The organism is Lichenibacterium dinghuense, from assembly GCF_021730615.1.
Taxonomy (GTDB): domain Bacteria; phylum Pseudomonadota; class Alphaproteobacteria; order Rhizobiales; family Beijerinckiaceae; genus Lichenihabitans; species Lichenihabitans dinghuensis.
In genome coordinates, this window is sequence record NZ_JAJLMN010000001.1 from 386,590 (window position 1) to 402,688 (window position 16,099).

The following is a 16,099-nucleotide window of genomic DNA, read 5'->3' on the forward strand; positions in this document are numbered from 1 at the left end:
GGAGGTGCTCACCGTGGTGCCCATCGTCGCCGAAAAGCGTGAGGAGGTCGCGGCGCTGTGTCGGCACTACGGCGTGCGACAGCTCGACCTGTTCGGCTCAGCGGCCCGCGGTCATGATTTCACGGATCAGTCGGACATCGATCTCCTGATCGAATACGAGCCCGACCGCCCTCCTTCCTGGGGCCCGTTGTTCGAGCTGCGCGACGCCCTCGCCGCCCTGTTCGGCCGCGACGTGGATTTCGTCATGGCCGGCGCGGTGAGAAACCCGTACCTGCGCGCCAGCATCGAACGGTCGCGCGAGCCGCTCTATGGAGCGTGATCCGTCTCTGCTCCTGTAAGACGCGGCACAGAGCGCCGAAGCGATCCTGCGGTTCACGGCAGGGCTTTCCTTCGACGACTATGCAGCGGCCGAGATGGTGCGCTCCGCCGTGGAGCGGCGATTCGAGATCCTCGGCGAAGCGCTCGACCGGTTGCGCCGTGTCGACCCCGAGATGGCGGGGCGCATCTCCGGCCTGCGTGGCGCGATCGCTCTCCGGAACCTCCTGAGCCACGGTTACGAGTCGGTGGACGACAGGACGATCTGGGCCATCGTCCAGCAGAATACCCCCGTCACGGTCGCGGCGAACCGAGCCCTGCTCGGTCGAGGGCCTGTCTCGACGCGTCGAACCGCCCGTGTTCCGGTCGCGTGCCGCACCAGCAGGTCGATGGCCCTCCTCCTTGGAGAAGCCTCCGAGCGCCTATCCCTCCGCCCCCTCCCGCCCTATCCTCCCCGGCCTCGCACCCGAACGACGAGCCAGGACAGAATGAACGATCCCGAAGGCGGCCGACCCAAGCGCCGCACGATCACGGACCAGGAAGCGCTCCAATTCCATTCGCAGGGCAAGCCCGGCAAGCTGGAGGTCATCCCCACCAAGCCGATGGCCACCCAGCGCGACCTGTCGCTGGCCTATTCGCCGGGCGTGGCCGTGCCCGTGAAGGCCATCGCCGAGGACCCGTCGCGCGCCTTCGACTACACGGCGCGCGGCAACATGGTCGCCGTCATCTCCAACGGTACCGCCATCCTGGGCCTCGGCAACCTCGGCGCGCTGGCCTCCAAGCCCGTGATGGAGGGCAAGGCGGTACTGTTCAAGCGCTTCGCCGACATCGACTCCATCGACCTCGAGGTCGACACCGAGGACTCGGACGCCTTCATCGCCGCGGTGCGCTATCTCGGCCCCTCGTTCGGCGGCATCAACCTGGAGGACATCAAGGCGCCGGAGTGCTTCATCATCGAGGAGCGCCTCCGCGAGCTGATGGACATCCCCGTCTTCCACGACGACCAGCACGGCACCGCCATCATCGCGGCGGCCGGCATGCTGAACGCCATGAGGCTCACCGGGCGCGACATCCGCGAGACCAAGCTCGTGTGCAACGGCGCGGGCGCGGCCGGCGTCGCCTGCCTCGACCTCATCAAGGCCATGGGGTTCCAGGCGCAGAACGTGCTGCTCTGCGACACCAAGGGCGTGGTCTACCAGGGCCGCACGGCCGGCATGAACCAGTGGAAGTCGGCCCACGCGGTCCACACCGACAAGCGCACCCTCGCCGAGGCGCTGGAAGGGGTGGACATCTTCTTCGGCCTCAGCGCCAAGGGCGCGCTGACGCCCGAGATGGTGCGGAGCATGGCGCCGAAGCCCATCATCTTCGCCATGGCCAACCCCGACCCGGAGATCACGCCCGAGGAGGCCCACGCTGTGCGCAACGACGCCATCGTGGCGACGGGCCGCTCGGACTACCCGAACCAGGTCAACAACGTCCTCGGCTTCCCCTACATCTTCCGCGGCGCGCTCGACGTGCGGGCCACCACCATCAACATGGAGATGAAGATCGCGGCCGTGCACGCCCTGGCCGACCTCGCCCAGGAGGACGTGCCGGACGAGGTGGCGGCCGCCTACGGCGGGGCGCGGCCGCGCTTCGGGCGCGACTACATCATCCCCGTGCCCTTTGACCCGCGGCTGATCTCGACCATCCCGCCGGCCGTGGCGCGCGCCGCCATGGACACGGGCGTAGCCCGGCGGCCGGTCGTCGACATGGCGGCCTATGCGGCGCAGCTCAGCGCGCGGCGCGACCCCGTGGCGGGCGCGCTGCAGCGCATCGTCGAGCGGGCCAAGCGCTTCCCCAAGCGCGTGATCTTCGCCGAGGGCGAGGAGGAGCAGGTGATCCGCGCCGCGATCTCCTTCACCAACCAGGGGCTCGGCACGGCGATCCTGGTCGGCCGCGAGGACCGCATCCAGCGCACCGCCGACGGCCTCGGGCTCGACATCGCCGAGCAGCGCGGCATCGAGATCCACAACGCGCGCCTGTCCCACCGCAACGGCACCTACGCGCAGTTCCTGTACCAGCGCCTGCAGCGGAAGGGGCTCCTGTTCCGGGACTGCCAGCGCCTCATCAACACGGACCGCAACCACTTCGCCGCCGCCATGCTGGCCAACGGCGACGCCGACGCCATGGTGACCGGCGTCACGCGCAACTTCTCGGCGGCGCTCGGCGACGTCCAGCGCGTGATCGACCCGAAGCCGGGACACCGGCTGATGGGCGTGTCGCTGGTGCTGTCGCGCGGCCGCACCGTGGTGGTGGCCGACACCGCCATCACCGAGATGCCCGACGCCGAGGACCTCGCCGCCATCGCGGTGGAGGCCGCGCGGGTGGCGCGCCGGCTCGGCTACGAGCCCCGCGTCGCCTTGCTGGCCTTCTCGACCTTCGGCCACCCGCCGGGCGAGCGCTCGGGCCGCGTCAAGGACGCGGTCAAGATCCTCGACGGCATGCACGTCGACTTCGAATACGACGGCGAGATGTCGGCCGAGGTGGCGCTCAACCGCGAGCGCCTCGCGTCCTACCCGTTCTGCCGCCTGAGGGACGTCGCCAACGTGCTGGTGATGCCGGCCTTCCACTCGGCCTCGATCTCGACCCACATGCTGCAGGAGCTCGGCGGCGCGACCCTGATCGGCCCGATGATCGTCGGGCTCGACCGGCCCGTGCAGATCCTGCCGCTCGGCGCGCGCGACAGCGACATCGTCAACATGGCGGCGCTGGCGGCCTTCAACATCGGGGGTTGAGGCGTGGCGCTGGACCTGTCGCCGTTCCGCCGCGCCGTGGCGCAGCTCGCGGCCGGGCTGGCCATGTCGCGAGAGCATCCCGACAACGAGGTGATCCGAGACGGCGTCATCCAGCGGTTTGAGTACACCTACGAGCTCAGCCACAAGTTTCTGCGCCGGTTCCTGGAGGAGACCGAGCCGGCGCCGGGACAGCTCCGCGAGTCGAGCTTTCCCGCCCTGATCCGGCTCGGCTCGGAGCGGGGACTGCTGGTCAACGGTTGGGACGTCTGGGCGGAGCATCGGAAAGCCCGTGGGACGACCAGCCACGCTTATGACGGCGCGAAGGCCGCCGAGGTCTTCGCCCGCATCCCCGCCTTCCTGGACGACGCGCGAGCTCTGCTCGCGGCCCTCGACCGGCGGCTCTCAGCGCCATGACGGCCGTGCTCGACGTCGGGCCGCGATGGCTGGCGCTCGTGCGCGAGGTGCTGGCCGAGCGGGCTCCCCGGCCCTGCCGCATCTACGCCTTTGGCTCGCGCGTGCAGGGCCGGGCGCGACGCTTCTCGGACCTCGACATCGCCGTGGACGCCGGCCGGCCGCTCACGTTGCGCGAAGAGGCCCGGCTCGCCGACGCCTTCGACGAGAGCGACCTGCCGTGGCGCGTGGACCTCGTCGACCTCGCGGCCTGCTCGCCCGCGTTCCGGCGTGTGGTGGAGTCGCAGGCCGTCCTCCTCTCGGAGGTCGGCCGCGACCCTGCCTGACCCCGCGCGCGGCGGCGGTGTGGCTCCCCTCGTCGCGGGGCCGCCGACCGTCGACGGGACGGATGTCGCGCGGCGCCGGAGAACATCCTTCCCACAACTCAGAGAGGACGACCGTCTCCCTTCAACAAGCAGAAAGGCGTTCTGGACTAAAATAGACCATCGGCGCGGAGGCGGTGCGGATGGATGGGCGGATCGCGACCTTGTCGCTGGCGGTGTCGAAGCGCCGGATGTCGGTGATCTGCGGCCTGTGCGTCGTCGCCGTGCTGTGGGGCGGCGTCGCCTACAAGGGCCTGCAGGACCTCGACGAGGCGCGGCGCGCGTCCGACCGCTCGAACGCCGCCGTCGCGCTGATGTTCGAGGAGAACGTCGTCCACGTCATCGCCGAGATCGACAAGTCGCTGCTGTTCATGCGCAGCGTCGTCGAGGCCCGGGGCACCGCCGGCTTCAGCGGCCTGATGGAGGCCGCCCGCGGGCTTCTCAATGACGTGCTGATCCAGGTCGCGGTGCTCGACGCCGGCGGCGTCATGCGCGCCACCACCTGGGGCCCGCAGCCGCCGCCCCCCACCGACCTCAGCGACCGCAAGCACTTCACCGCGCAGCGCGACGCGGCGGGCGACGGGCTCTACATCAGCGTGCCCGTGCTCGGCCGCGCCACCGGCAAGACCACGGTGCAGTTCAGCCGCCGCACGCTCGGGCCCGGCGGCGCCTTCGGCGGCGTCGTCGTGGCCTCGCTCGACCCGGCCCGGCTCGCGGACTTCTTCAACCGCATCGACCTCGGCTCCAAGGCGTCGCTCGCCCTCATCGGCGACGACGGCATCGTGCGGGCGACGGGCGGCGCGGACGCGCCCGTGCCGATGGGGGCGGACGTGCGCGGGACGGCGCTCGGCGCGCTGCTCGCCGGAGGGCGCGAGGGCACCTTCGCCCTGCCCGCCGAGAGCGGGTTGCCGGACCGCGTCGTCACGCTGGAACGCGTGCGCGGCCAGCCGCTCGCGGTCGCGGTGTCGGTCCCGGAAGCGGACATCGACCGCGACGCGAAGGCGAGCCTGTTCGACGACACGCTCCTGGCCTGCCTGCTGACCGTGCTGGTGGCCGTCGCGGTCGCGAAGCTGCTCCGCATCGAGGCGGAGCGGGCCGAAGCCGAACGCGGCGTGCTCCGCCTCGCCCTGCGAGACCCGCTGACGGACCTGCCGAACCGCCGCGATTTCCGGGCGAAGCTCGATGCGGCGGATGCGGCGGCGCGCTGCCGCGCCGGCTCAGCGCCCTATGCTGTGCTGCTGCTCGACGTCGACGGCTTCAAGTTCGTCAACGACACGCTCGGCCACGGTGTCGGCGACAGCCTGCTCGTCGCCATCGGCGAGCGCCTGCGCTCGGTCATGCAGGAGGGCGCCGTCGTGGCGCGGCTCGGCGGGGACGAGTTCGCGGTGCTGATCCCGGACGCGCCGCGCTATGCCGTCGACGTCATCGCGGCCCGCATCTGCGCCGTCATGGCGAAGCCCTTCGCGGTCGACCGCCACACGGTCAGGTCCGGGGCCTGCGTGGGCATCGCCTTCGGTCCGGAGGACGGCGGCGACGCCGACGAGGTGCTGGCCGCCGCCGACCTCGCCCTCTACGCCGCCAAGGGCGGCCAGCGCGGTCGCTTCCTCCGCTTCAGGGGAGCGATGCGCGACGAGCTGACCGAGCGCCGGGCGCTCGAAGCCGACCTCGCGGCCGCGCTCGACGCCGGCGGCCTCGACCTGCACTTCCAGCCCACCGTGGACCTCGCCACCGGCGCCATCGCGGGCTTCGAGGCCCTGGCCCGCTGGGACCGACCCGGACACGGCGCGGTGTCGCCGGCGCTGTTCGTGACCGTCGCGGAGGAATGCGGGCTGATCGGGCTGATCGGGGAATGGGCGCTCAGGGAAGCCTGCGGGCAGGCCCGCCGATGGCCGGCTCCCCTGCGGGTCGCCGTGAACCTGTCGCCGGTGCAGTTCCTCGGGCCCGACGTCGTCGCCCTCGTGGCCGGCGTGCTGCGCGACACGGGGTTGCCGGCTGATCGGCTTGAGCTGGAGCTCACGGAGCGCGTGCTGCTCGACGACGTGGCCTCGACGCTCAAAACCCTGCACGGGCTGAAGGCGCTCGGCGTCTCGATCGCCATGGACGACTTCGGCACCGGCCACTCGTCGCTCGGCTACCTGCGCCAGTTCCCCTTCGACCGCATCAAGGTCGACCGATCCTTCGTGTCGGAGGTCGGCCTCGACGAGCAGCACGCCGCCATCGTGCGCGCCGTGGTGGACATCGCCCGCAGCGCCGGCATGGCGACCACCGCGGAGGGCGTCGAGACCGAGGAGCAGCGCGAACGGGTGGCGTCGCTCGGCTGCACCACGGCCCAGGGCTACCTGTTCTCGCGCGCCGTGCCGGCCGCCGAGGTGCCGGCGCTGATCGCCGCCTGGCCGGCCGCGCGGCCCATCGCCGCCTGACCGGTGGGGCAAGTCGCAAGCTTTCCCTGCCATGCCGGGGCGGCGATCCCGCCCCGCGACCCCGCCGCCGGAGCCCCCATGAGCTGCGTCCCGTCCCCCGTCCCGCCCGCACCCCTCCCCGCCGAAGGCGTCGCCGTGCGCCGCGAGGCGGCGGTGGACTATCACGCGACGGCGCGCCTCGCCGCCGAGGCCTTCGCGGCAGCGGCCGGCCGCTTCACGCCCGAGGGCCTGCGCTGGCTATACGAGGACGGCTACGGGCAGGGCGCGACGGTGCTGGCCGCCTATGCGGGTGCGCGCAAGGTCGGGCAGGCCGCCCTGCTCCACCAGACGCTGACGGTCGACGGCCGCGGCGAGCCCGCGGCGGCGCTGGTCGACGTCTTCCTGCTCGAGTCCCACCGCTCCCTGCCCGCAGTGGTGGGGCTCTACCGCGCCGTCGAGGCGGCCTGCCGGGAGCGCGGCCTGCGCTTCATCCTGTCCGTGCCGAACGCCATGGCGGCCGACGTCAACGCCCGCGTGCTGCGCCTGCGCGAGGTCGCCCGGCTCGACATCAGGATCGGCGTCGCCGGCCTGCCGGTGCCGGGCGTCCGCGTGGCGTCGCACCGCGCGGCGGATCTCGATCCGGGGCGGGCGCGCGAGCTCGTCGCCCCCTTCTGCGGCGGCCCGCAGGTGGGCCTCGGCTGGACGCCGGACGCGCTGTGGTCGCGGCTCGGCCGCCCGGGCGCGAACTACGGGCTGCACGTGGGCGAGAACCTTCTCGCGGTGTCGGCCCCGCGCGCGGCGCGCGGCCTGCCCCACGCGCTGATCTGCGCGCTCCTGCCCCGTCCCGGCGCCGCGGTGAGCCGGCGCGACGTCAGCGCCGCCGTCGCGGCGGCCTGCCGCCTCCAGCGCCGCCCGTTCTTCGTCTACGCGGGGCTCAACGCCGCCGTGCCGCCGCCGGGCCTGCCCCTGCCCGCCCGCCTGCGCCCCTCGCCGATGGTTCTGCAGTTGCGCGACCTCAAGCGCGGCGCCCTGCCCGTGCCGATCGAACGCTTTGAGACGCTCGACTTCGACTTCGCCTGAGGCCGGGGATCGTCAGGCCGCGGTGGACGGCCCCTCCGCCCGCCGTGCGTCCCCGCCCCGATCGCGGTATGGTAGCGCCCATGTCCGCCATCCGCTTCACAGACCGCCGCGCCGCCGCCGAGCCGGCGCCCGCCCCCGCGGAGGCGAGCCTCGGGCCGGACGCGGCGCCGGACCGCGTCACGCCGATGATGGCGCAGTACCTCGGCATCAAGGCCGAGCACCCGGACGCGCTGCTGTTCTACCGCATGGGCGACTTCTACGAGTTGTTCCTGGAGGACGCCGTGGTGGCGGCTTCCGTGCTCGGCATCGTGCTCACCAAGCGCGGCAAGCACCAGGGCGAGGACATCGCCATGTGCGGCGTGCCCGTCGAGCGGTCCGACGACTACCTCCACACCCTCATCGCCCGCGGCCACACGGTGGCGGTCTGCGAGCAGACCGAGGACCCGGCCGAGGCCAAGAAGCGGGGCTACAAGTCGGTGGTGCGCCGCGCCGTCGTGCGGATCGTCACGCCCGGCACCATCACGGAGGAGCGGCTGCTGGAGCCCGGCCGCGCCAACCTGCTCGCCGCGCTGTCGCGCGCCAAGGCGGGCGACGGCGGCTGGACCTACGGGGTCGCGGCCGTGGACATCTCGACCGGCGCCTTCGCGGTGGCCGAGGTGCCGGCCGCGGGCCTCGCCGCCCACCTCGCCCGCATCGAGCCGCGCGAGATCGTGGTGCCCGACAGCTTCGCGGACGAGCCGGAGCTGCGGCCCGTGCTCGACGAGGCGCCCGGCGCCGTGACCCGCGTGGCGCGCGACGCCGCCGACCCCGCCGCCGCCGAGCGGCGCGTGGCCGAGTGGTACGGCGTGTCGACGCTCGACGGCTTCGGCACCTTCACGCGCGCCGAGCTCGCCGCCGCCGCCACGGTCCTCCACTACGTCGCCCGCACCCAGCTCGACGCGCGGCCGAACCTGCATCCGCCGTCGCGGGGCGAGCGCGGCCTCGCGGTCGAGATCGACGCCTCGACGCGCGCCAACCTGGAGATGACCCGCACCCTCGGCGGCGAGCGGCAGGGCTCGCTGCTCCACGCCGTTGACTTGACGGTCACGCCCGCGGGCTCGCGCCTCCTCGCCGAGCGCCTCGCCGGCCCCCTCACGGATCCCGCGCGGATCTCCGCCCGGCTCGACGCCGTCGGCTTCGCCGCTTCCGACCGCCGGCGCCGCGCCGAGGTGCGGGCGACGCTCAAGCGCGCGCCCGACATGGCCCGCGCCCTGTCGCGCCTGAGCCTCGGCCGCGGCGGCCCGCGCGACCTCGCCGCGCTGCGCGACGGCCTCGCCGCCGCCTACGCTCTGTCGGGCCGGCTCCTGGAAGAGCCCGAGCTGCCGGCCGAGCTCGCCGAGGCCGCCGCGGGCGCGGGCCGCATCGACGCCGCCCTGAGCGTGCTGCTCGGCGCGGCGCTGGCCGACGACCTGCCGCTGATGGCGCGCGACGGCGGCTTCGTGCGCCCCGGCCACGACCTCGCGCTCGACGAGGCCCGCGAGCTGCGCGACGACACGCGCCGCGTGGTGGCGGCGCTCCAGGCCCGCTACGTCGAGCACACCGAGGTCCGCACCCTCAAGATCAAGCACAACAACTTCCTCGGCTTCTTCATCGAGGTCACGGCGCAGGTCGGCGAAACATGGCGCGTGCCGCCCCACAACGCGCTGTTCATCCACCGCCAGACCATGGCGGGCGCCATGCGCTTCTCCACCGCCGAGCTCGGCGAGCTGGAAGCCAAGATCTCCTCCGCGGCCGACCGCGCCCTCACCATCGAGCGCGAGCTGTGGACCGGCCTCGTCGAGACCGTGCTGGCCGAGGCCGACGGCATCCGCGCCGCCTCCGAGGCGCTGGCCGCGATCGACGTCGCCTTCGCGCTCGGCGAGGTGGCGGATGCGCGCGGCTGGACGCGGCCCACGGTCGACCGCTCCCTCGCCTTCCGCATCGCGGGCGGGCGCCACCCCGTGGTCGAGGCGGCGCTGAAGAGCAAGGGCGCCGACTTCGTCGCCAACGGCTGCGACCTCAGCGGCGTCGAGGGGCCCGCGCGGTCGAAGACCACGGGCGGGCGCATCGCCGTCGTGACCGGGCCCAACATGGCCGGCAAGTCGACCTTCCTGCGCCAGAACGCCCTCATCGCGATCCTGGCCCAGGCGGGCTCCTTCGTGCCGGCCGCGGAGGCCCGTATCGGTGTCGTCGACCGGCTGTTCTCGCGCGTCGGCGCCGCGGACGACCTCGCGCGCGGGCGGTCCACCTTCATGGTCGAGATGGTCGAGACGGCGGCGATCCTGAACCAGGCGACCGGGCGCTCGCTCGTGATCCTCGACGAGATCGGCCGCGGCACCGCGACCTTCGACGGCCTCTCCATCGCCTGGGCCGCTATGGAGCACCTCCACAACAGGAACAGGTCGCGCGGGCTCTTCGCCACGCACTTCCACGAGCTGACCCAGCTCGGCCACAAGCTGCCGCGCCTCGGCAACCTCACCGTCAAGGTCACGGAATGGCACGGCGACGTGGTGTTCCTGCACGAGGTCGTGCCGGGCGCGGCCGACCGCTCCTACGGCATCCAGGTGGCCAAGCTCGCGGGGCTGCCGGCCTCGGCGGTGGAGCGCGCCCGCACGATCCTGGCCGAGCTGGAGCGCGGCGCGCGCTCCTCCCCGGTCGAGCGCCTGCTCGACGACCTGCCGCTCTTCGCCAACCTCAACACGCCGCCGCCGGCCCCGCCCGAGCACGACCCGGAGCCGGCCCGCGACCCGCTGCGCGACGCGCTCGACGCCATCGACCCCGACGAGCTGACGCCCAAGGGGGCGCTCGAAGCCCTCTACGCGCTGAAGCGCGCCGCGAAGGAGGTCTGAGGCGGCCATGCGCCCCCGCCCCCACCTCGGCGCCGCGCTCCTGGCGGGGCTCTGCCTCGCGGGGCCGGCCGCCGCCGCGCCCTCCGCCGAGGTGCTCGACTTCGGCACGATGACGGGGCGCCGCGCCCCCGCACCGCCGCCGGGCGCGGGCGGCACCGGCCTCGCCCCCGCGGTGCCGATGTCGCACCAGCGCTACATCGAGCGGACGGACGCGATCGAGGCCCGGCTCTGCCGCAGCTTCGGCCTGCACCTCCGGATCGTCCCCGGCCCCGGCGAGCCGGAGCCGCCCGCCGTGATCGTCCACGTCCTCCACCCGGCCTTCACGGCGCCGGACGGCGCGACCAGCGGCGAGGACGCCTTCGCGAGCGCCGTCGTGTTCGGGCAGACCCACGCCGGCTTCACCTTCGACCACCCCTGGGAGATGCGGCCGGGCGAGTGGACCTTCGTGGTCTCGGCCGGCCGCACGGTGGTCGCGACCCAGCGGTTCCACGTGACCCTGCCGCCCGGCGCGCCGACCTCGGACTGCGACGGCGCGACCTCCTGAGCGGCGTCCCGCGCGGGGCTGGATCGCCGGCCGCCGGGCGGCTAGACAGCGCGACGTTCCAGAGAAGGATCTCAGCCTTGACCGTGCAGTTCCCCGACCGCCTGTCCGTCGATCCCAACAGCCCGCATTACGACGAGGCAATCCTGTCGCAGGACGTCGGCATCCGCTTCGACGGAAAGGAGAAGACCAACGTCGAGGAATATTGCATCAGCGAGGGCTGGATCAAAGTCGCCGCCGGCAACGCCAAGGACCGCTTCGGCCGGCCCATGACGATCAAGCTGCGCGGCGTGGTCGAGCCCTACATCCGCGGCGCCGAGGCGGATGCCTGAAGCCTGACCCGGCTCGCCCAGCGACAGCGCCCGCGGGACGATCGCCTCTCCGCCCTCGATCTCGCCGCCCGGCCCTCCCCCCCACAGGCCGGCGTCGGGCCGGTTGAAGCGGCGCACGAGCAGCACCGCGCGGCCCCGCACCACCACGGCCAGCGCGGCGGCCGCCGGCCTCGCCGGCAGCACCCCGTCCGACACGGTCGATCTCCGGGTCCGGTCCGCGCGTTGAGGGGCGGCCGGAAGCAGCATGCCCCGGTTCGACACGACAGGCGAGCCGCCGATGGACATCGATCCCGCACCCCACCCGCTCGCCGGCCGCGTGGCCGCCGTCACCGGCGGGGCGCGCGGGATCGGGGCGGCCTGCGCGGCGCGGCTCGCCGCGGCCGGCGCCCGCGTGGCCGTGCTGGACCTGTCGCCGGGCGACCCGCCGCCGGACCGCTTCCAGCGCTGCGACGTGTCCGACGAGGCGGCGGTCGGGGCCGCCTTCGCGGCCGTGCGCGAAGCGCTCGGGCCGGTCAACCTCCTCGTCAACGCCGCCGGCATCACGGTGCGCGCGCGCGCCCTCGACATGCGGGCGGCCGACTTCGGCCGGGTGATCGGGGTGAACCTGACCGGCACCTTCCTGTGCTGCCGCGAGGCGGCGCGGCAGATGGAGGGGCGCGGCGGCGCGATCGTCAACGTCGCATCCATCATGGGCTTTTCGGGCGGGCTGTTCCCCAACGTGGCCTACAACACCAGCAAGGGCGGCGTGGTGAACCTGACGCGCGCGCTGGCCGTGGAGTGGGCGCCGCTGAACATCCGGGTCAACGCCGTCGCGCCCACCTATGTCGAGACCGACCTCACGCGCGGTCTCCTGGCCGACCCGGACGCCACGGCGCGCGTGCTCGACGCCATGCCAATGCGGCGCCTCGCCACTGCGAACGAGGTCGCCGAGGCCGTGCTGTTCCTGCTCTCGCCCGCCTCCGCCATGACGACGGGCCACACCCTGCCGGTGGACGGTGGCTTCCTCGCCGTCTGACCCGCCCGCGCTGCCCGAGCGGCTCCGCGGCACCCTGGCGGACCCGGCCGTGCTCCTCGCCCGCGCCGCGATGCGCGACGCGCCGCACGTCGCCGCGCTCGGCCGCTTCGTCGACGCCCTCCGGGCCCGCTACGCCGCGGTGCCCGATGTCGACCCCGCGGACGGCGGCGCCGAGGCCCGCCTCCTGCTGCTGCTGGAGACGCCCGGCCCCGGCGCCGAGCCGCTGCGCTTCGTGAGCCGCGACAACCCCACCGGCACGGCCGCCAACATCCGCCGCTTCACCGCCGAGGCCGGCATCGCGCGGGCCGACACGGTGATCTGGAACGCCGTGCCCTGGGTCATCCACGCCGCGGGCGCCCGCAACCGCGCGCCGCGGCGGGGCGAGGTCGCGGCAGGCATCGCCGAGCTGCCGGGCTTCCTGGCGCTGCTGCCCCGCCTCGCCGTCGCGGTGCTGGCGGGGCGCGTCGCGGCCGGCGCGCGGCCGATCCTGGAGGCGGCCCGGCCCGGCCTGCCCGTGCTGGAGATGCCGCATCCGAGCCCCACCATCGTCTGCACGAGCCCGGCCATCCCGACCCGCATCCGGGCGGCGCTGGCCGAGGCCGCGACGCTGCTGGGCAGAAGCCCCGCGGGGCGGCCCTGACACCGCCCCGCAGCGAAGAATTTACCATCACGGGTGCAAGATCGAGGCGGACCAAGGAGGCCGTCCGGTCATGGCAGCGCAGATCCTGATCGCCGACGACGACGAGATCGCGCGCGACGTGATGGCGGCCGTGCTCAGCGACCGCGGCCACGCCGTGACGGTGGCGGAGGACGGCGCGCTGGCCCTGGCCACGCTGCGCCGCGCGCGCTTCGACGTGGCGGTGCTCGACTACCATCTGCCCTTCGTGGACGGCGCCACGGCGGCGCGGCGCATCTGCGCGGACGGCGGCCCCGCGGCCCACACAAGATTCATCGGCGTCACGGCTGACCCCGGCGGGCTGGAATTGCGCGACGCCGAGGGCATCGTCTTCGACGCCATCGTGCAGAAGCCGCTGAACCTGCCCGCCTTCGTCGACGCCGTCGAGGGCTGCCTGTCCGAACTGCGCCGCGCCGCGGCGGAGCGCGAGGTGCTGGAGGCGTGGCGGAGCCACGGCTTCGAGCGGCGCCCGCGCGCGCGCTTCGCCGCCGAGCCGTCGCACGACAACCGGCTCCGGCTCGGGCGCGCCTTCGACCTGTCGCGGCCGGGCAACCCGGACGTGGTGCTGCTGACCGAGGACCTGCGGCTCGGCGAGATCGCCGAACTGCGCACGACCGGCAACCTGTTCGCCCTGCCCATGGTGGACGTGGCGGGGCGCTGGGGCCGGCTCGCGGATGCCAGCTTCGACGTCGAGGACCGGGCGGCCTGGGACGAGGTCGCCAGCGTGGCCCAGGGCTTCGCGGCGCGGCGCGCGCAGCTCGCCACGCGTTTCCTGGGGGCGGCGTCGCTGTCGGACCAGCTCCTGGCCTACATCTTCGTCTCGGGACGCGACCTCGTGCCCCTCGACCTCGACGCCGATGAGTGGACGCCGACCTATCCGGGCTTCTTCCCCGTGCGCCGCGTGCGCGACGTGGCCGAGAAGCTGGTCCACCACGGGATGCTGCTGCGGGAAAGCCTGGACGAGGACCAGATCTTCGCGCCGCCGCGCTTCACGCTCACCGCCTCGGCGCTGTCCAGCCTCACGGGGGCGATGCCGGCCGTGGCGCCGCCTCGCCGCGCCAGGCGCTGAGCCCCCGAACGAGAAAAGCCGCGGGACCCTCACGGGCGCCGCGGCTCATATCAGGCTCCGAAGAGCGAAAGCATTGTCAGCCGTTGTGCGGCCCAGAACTCGTTACGCGGACTTCACCGAAGAGAAGACCAGAGCCCCACACAGCGTGAAACAATGAGACACTAGATCACCTCCTTCCGTTTGGTTGACGATGACCAGAGGATACACGGGTTTCTGCCTTTGGCAAGCGACCCGAGGGGAGACAAAGTGCCCGATCGGCGTCGCGCTCCAGCAGGGTTGAAATGCGGTGAACGCCGTCCGTCCGCATCACAGGAAGGTGAGCTGCCCGCTCGGCGCCGCCGTGATGGCCGGGGCGGGGCGCGCCTTGGCCTTCTCGGCCACGGGGACTCGCACGCGCGGCTTGCGCGCCGCGGCGGTGGACTTCGGCCCGGCGGCGATGCGCGCCTTGGCCTTGTCGCGCGCCTTGGCTTCCTCCGAGTTCGGGTCGTCGCTCAGCCACTTGCCGCGCTTGATGACCTCGTTGACGCGGCCCTGGTTGACGCCGACCTTGAAGGCGATCTCCTGCTGGGTCATGCCGGTCGTGCCGTGCAGCTCCAGGATGCGTCGCGCGAGCTCCGGCGTCATCTTCTGCCCGGTGAGGCGACGGGCCGGCGCCACGGCGGAGCGGCGGGCGCGGTCGCGCTCCTTGAGGCTTGCCAGGATGGCCAGCGCCATCGACATCCCCTGCTCGCGCAGCGCGTCCTCGAATTCCCTCAGCGTCGCCATGGCGTGACCTCGTCCGCTCCGTTGGGGACAAGCTAGCGGCGTTCCCTTTCTGTTCAAGGGTTTTCCACAGGTTATCCACAGGAACGAATCGGGACCGGGCTTGCCCTCCGGACCGAAGCGATCCCAGCGCGGTCGTGCGGTGGCAGGCCGGTCGCCGCCTCCGGGACTGGCGCGCGGGCGCGCCCTGGACCATCTGAGCCGGACGCCCCGCCGAGTCCGTCCCAGCCATGTCCGACCTCCGGTCTCTGCTCGCCGTCGACACGATCTATCTCGAGCCGGCCGTCGAGGGCTTCCCGCGCGGGCGCGAGATCCTGGCCCGCTTCCCCGACGCGCGACGCGTGCCGGTCGAGTCGCACTGGCGCATCCCCGAGCTCCACGGCAACGCGGGGCTGGCGGAGGACTGGCTGCGCACTAAGCGCACCACGCTGGTGCTCGGCGTGAAGAAGGGCATGGCCATGCGCCCCAACGGCCGCAGCGCCGACTTCATCGCGCCCTCGACCTCGAACGGCTGCGCCATGGCCTGCGCCTACTGCTACGTGCCGCGCCGCAAGGGCTACGCCAACCCGATCTCGCTCTTCGTGAACTGCGACGAGGTGTGTTCGGCGATCGCGCGCCACGCGAAGAAGCTCGGAGCCAAGCCCGAGCCGAACCAGATCGACCCCGCCGACTGGGTCTACGACGTCGGCGAGAACGGCGACCTGTCGGTCGACGCGCTGCTCAGCGACAACGTGCGCGACCTCGTGGCGATGTTCGCGGCCACGCCGCACGCCAAGGGCTCCTTCGCCACCAAGGCTGTGAACCGCGACCTGCTCGGCTACGACCCGCGCGGCAAGACGCGCGTGCGCTTCTCGCTGATGCCCGAGCGCGTCGCGAAGGTCGTCGACGTGCGCACGAGCCCGATGGCGGAGCGCATCGCCGCGATCGACGACTTCGTGCGCGCCGGTTACGAGGTCCACGCCAACTTCTCGCCCGTGATCCTGTACCCCGGCTGGGAGGCCGACTACCGCGCTCTGTTCGAGGCCGTGGACGCCGCGCTGTCCGCACCCGCGAAGCGCCAGCTCCGGGCCGAGATCATCATGCTCACCCACAATGCCGCGCTGCACGAGGTGAACCTGCGGTGGCACCCCAAGGCCGAGGACTGGCTCTGGACGCCCGACATCCAGGAAACCAAGACCAGCGAGGGCGGCGGCGTGAACCTCAGATACCGCACCGGCTGGAAAGGCCGCTGGCTCGCGCGCTTCCGGGCGCTGCTGGCGGAGGTCATGCCCTACTGCGGCGTGCGCTACGCCTTCTGATACGGCATCCGGCCGAACAGGCCGAGGTGCCGTATCACCAGCCCGCGCGGCGCATGAGCGAAGCCGAAATCCGCATCCCGAAGGGATCGAACGGATTGCGAATGACGCCCGGCGAGCCGCGGGGCATGCCGTCGCGGAACCGACTCTGACCGAAAGGCGTCCAAAAACGGGCGGCGCCTCCGTCGGATCCGCGCC

The 16,099-nt window shown here is 73.1% G+C and carries 14 protein-coding genes and 1 pseudogene; 14 read left to right on the forward strand and 1 reads right to left on the reverse strand.

All coding sequences use genetic code 11. The annotated features are described in order from the left end of the window. The first annotated feature begins 13 nt into the window (after window positions 1-13). From L7N97_RS01805 to L7N97_RS01865, 13 genes and pseudogenes are all read left to right on the forward strand, one after another. Window positions 14-319, forward strand: coding sequence for a nucleotidyltransferase family protein (locus tag L7N97_RS01805; RefSeq protein ID WP_237476674.1), 306 nt, complete (start codon window positions 14-16; stop codon window positions 317-319). A 40-nt stretch (window positions 320-359) separates the two neighbouring features. Next, window positions 360-596, forward strand: a pseudogene (locus tag L7N97_RS30475) (HepT-like ribonuclease domain-containing protein); the annotation flags it as partial. Window positions 597-803: 207 nt separating this feature from the next. Then, entirely contained in the window at window positions 804-3,092 is a 2,289-nt protein-coding gene (locus L7N97_RS01810) for an NADP-dependent malic enzyme (protein WP_237476675.1), read from the forward strand. 3 nt (window positions 3,093-3,095) lie between these two features. Then, window positions 3,096-3,506, forward strand: a complete 411-nt coding sequence (locus L7N97_RS01815; RefSeq protein ID WP_237476676.1) for a nucleotidyltransferase substrate binding protein — start codon at window positions 3,096-3,098, stop codon at window positions 3,504-3,506. After that, window positions 3,503-3,829, forward strand: a complete 327-nt coding sequence (locus tag L7N97_RS01820; protein ID WP_237476677.1) for a nucleotidyltransferase family protein — start codon at window positions 3,503-3,505, stop codon at window positions 3,827-3,829. The genes L7N97_RS01815 and L7N97_RS01820 overlap by 4 nt, the downstream gene beginning before the upstream one ends. A gap of 179 nt (window positions 3,830-4,008) precedes the next feature. Then, the gene (locus tag L7N97_RS01825) at window positions 4,009-6,285 is read left to right on the forward strand and encodes a putative bifunctional diguanylate cyclase/phosphodiesterase (protein WP_237476678.1); all 2,277 of its coding nucleotides are present in this window, start codon (window positions 4,009-4,011) and stop codon (window positions 6,283-6,285) included. Between the two features lie 78 nt (window positions 6,286-6,363). Next, entirely contained in the window at window positions 6,364-7,344 is a 981-nt protein-coding gene (locus L7N97_RS01830) for a GNAT family N-acetyltransferase (RefSeq protein ID WP_237476679.1), read from the forward strand. Between the two features lie 80 nt (window positions 7,345-7,424). Then, window positions 7,425-10,211 carry a DNA mismatch repair protein MutS gene (gene mutS, locus L7N97_RS01835; RefSeq protein WP_428980946.1) on the forward strand — a complete coding sequence of 929 codons (2,787 nt, stop codon included), beginning with the start codon at window positions 7,425-7,427 and terminating at the stop codon, window positions 10,209-10,211. 7 nt (window positions 10,212-10,218) lie between these two features. Further along, window positions 10,219-10,755, forward strand: coding sequence for a DUF3859 domain-containing protein (locus L7N97_RS01840; RefSeq protein ID WP_237476680.1), 537 nt, complete (start codon window positions 10,219-10,221; stop codon window positions 10,753-10,755). Window positions 10,756-10,832: 77 nt separating this feature from the next. Further along, window positions 10,833-11,084: a DUF3297 family protein gene (locus L7N97_RS01845; protein WP_237476681.1), complete on the forward strand. Its 252-nt coding sequence runs from the start codon at window positions 10,833-10,835 to the stop codon at window positions 11,082-11,084. Window positions 11,085-11,361: 277 nt separating this feature from the next. Next, complete coding sequence (locus L7N97_RS01855; RefSeq protein ID WP_237476682.1) at window positions 11,362-12,099, forward strand: SDR family NAD(P)-dependent oxidoreductase; 738 nt, start codon at window positions 11,362-11,364, stop codon at window positions 12,097-12,099. Beyond that, on the forward strand, window positions 12,080-12,739 hold the full coding sequence (locus L7N97_RS01860) for a uracil-DNA glycosylase (protein WP_237476683.1): 660 nt from the start codon (window positions 12,080-12,082) through the stop codon (window positions 12,737-12,739). Before L7N97_RS01855 ends, L7N97_RS01860 begins: the two co-directional genes overlap by 20 nt. 70 nt (window positions 12,740-12,809) lie before the next feature. Continuing rightward, a complete protein-coding gene (locus L7N97_RS01865) occupies window positions 12,810-13,844 on the forward strand; it encodes a response regulator (RefSeq protein ID WP_237476684.1) in 1,035 nt (344 codons plus the stop codon). A 306-nt stretch (window positions 13,845-14,150) separates the two neighbouring features. Here the strand turns inward: L7N97_RS01865 and L7N97_RS01870 are convergent, their stop codons facing one another. Then, on the reverse strand, window positions 14,151-14,609 hold the full coding sequence (locus L7N97_RS01870; protein ID WP_237476685.1) for an RNA polymerase subunit sigma-70: 459 nt from the start codon (window positions 14,607-14,609) through the stop codon (window positions 14,151-14,153). A 227-nt stretch (window positions 14,610-14,836) separates the two neighbouring features. Here L7N97_RS01870 and L7N97_RS01875 point away from each other — a divergent pair, with 227 nt between their 5' ends. Next, entirely contained in the window at window positions 14,837-15,904 is a 1,068-nt protein-coding gene (locus tag L7N97_RS01875) for a spore photoproduct lyase family protein (RefSeq protein WP_237476686.1), read from the forward strand. Window positions 15,905-16,099: the final 195 nt, after the last annotated feature.

Bases quoted from the DNA above. Each gene is read 5' to 3' on its own strand.
- L7N97_RS01810 (WP_237476675.1), top strand. From the start codon at position 804: ATGAACGATCCCGAAGGCGGCCGACCCAAGCGCCGCACGATCACGGAC.
- L7N97_RS01820 (WP_237476677.1), top strand. From the start codon at position 3,503: ATGACGGCCGTGCTCGACGTCGGGCCGCGATGGCTGGCGCTCGTGCGC.
- L7N97_RS01825 (WP_237476678.1), top strand. From the start codon at position 4,009: ATGGATGGGCGGATCGCGACCTTGTCGCTGGCGGTGTCGAAGCGCCGG.
- L7N97_RS01830 (WP_237476679.1), top strand. From the start codon at position 6,364: ATGAGCTGCGTCCCGTCCCCCGTCCCGCCCGCACCCCTCCCCGCCGAA.
- mutS (WP_428980946.1), top strand. From the start codon at position 7,425: ATGTCCGCCATCCGCTTCACAGACCGCCGCGCCGCCGCCGAGCCGGCG.
- L7N97_RS01840 (WP_237476680.1), top strand. From the start codon at position 10,219: ATGCGCCCCCGCCCCCACCTCGGCGCCGCGCTCCTGGCGGGGCTCTGC.
- L7N97_RS01855 (WP_237476682.1), top strand. From the start codon at position 11,362: ATGGACATCGATCCCGCACCCCACCCGCTCGCCGGCCGCGTGGCCGCC.
- L7N97_RS01865 (WP_237476684.1), top strand. From the start codon at position 12,810: ATGGCAGCGCAGATCCTGATCGCCGACGACGACGAGATCGCGCGCGAC.
- L7N97_RS01870 (WP_237476685.1), bottom strand. From the start codon at position 14,609: ATGGCGACGCTGAGGGAATTCGAGGACGCGCTGCGCGAGCAGGGGATG.
- L7N97_RS01875 (WP_237476686.1), top strand. From the start codon at position 14,837: ATGTCCGACCTCCGGTCTCTGCTCGCCGTCGACACGATCTATCTCGAG.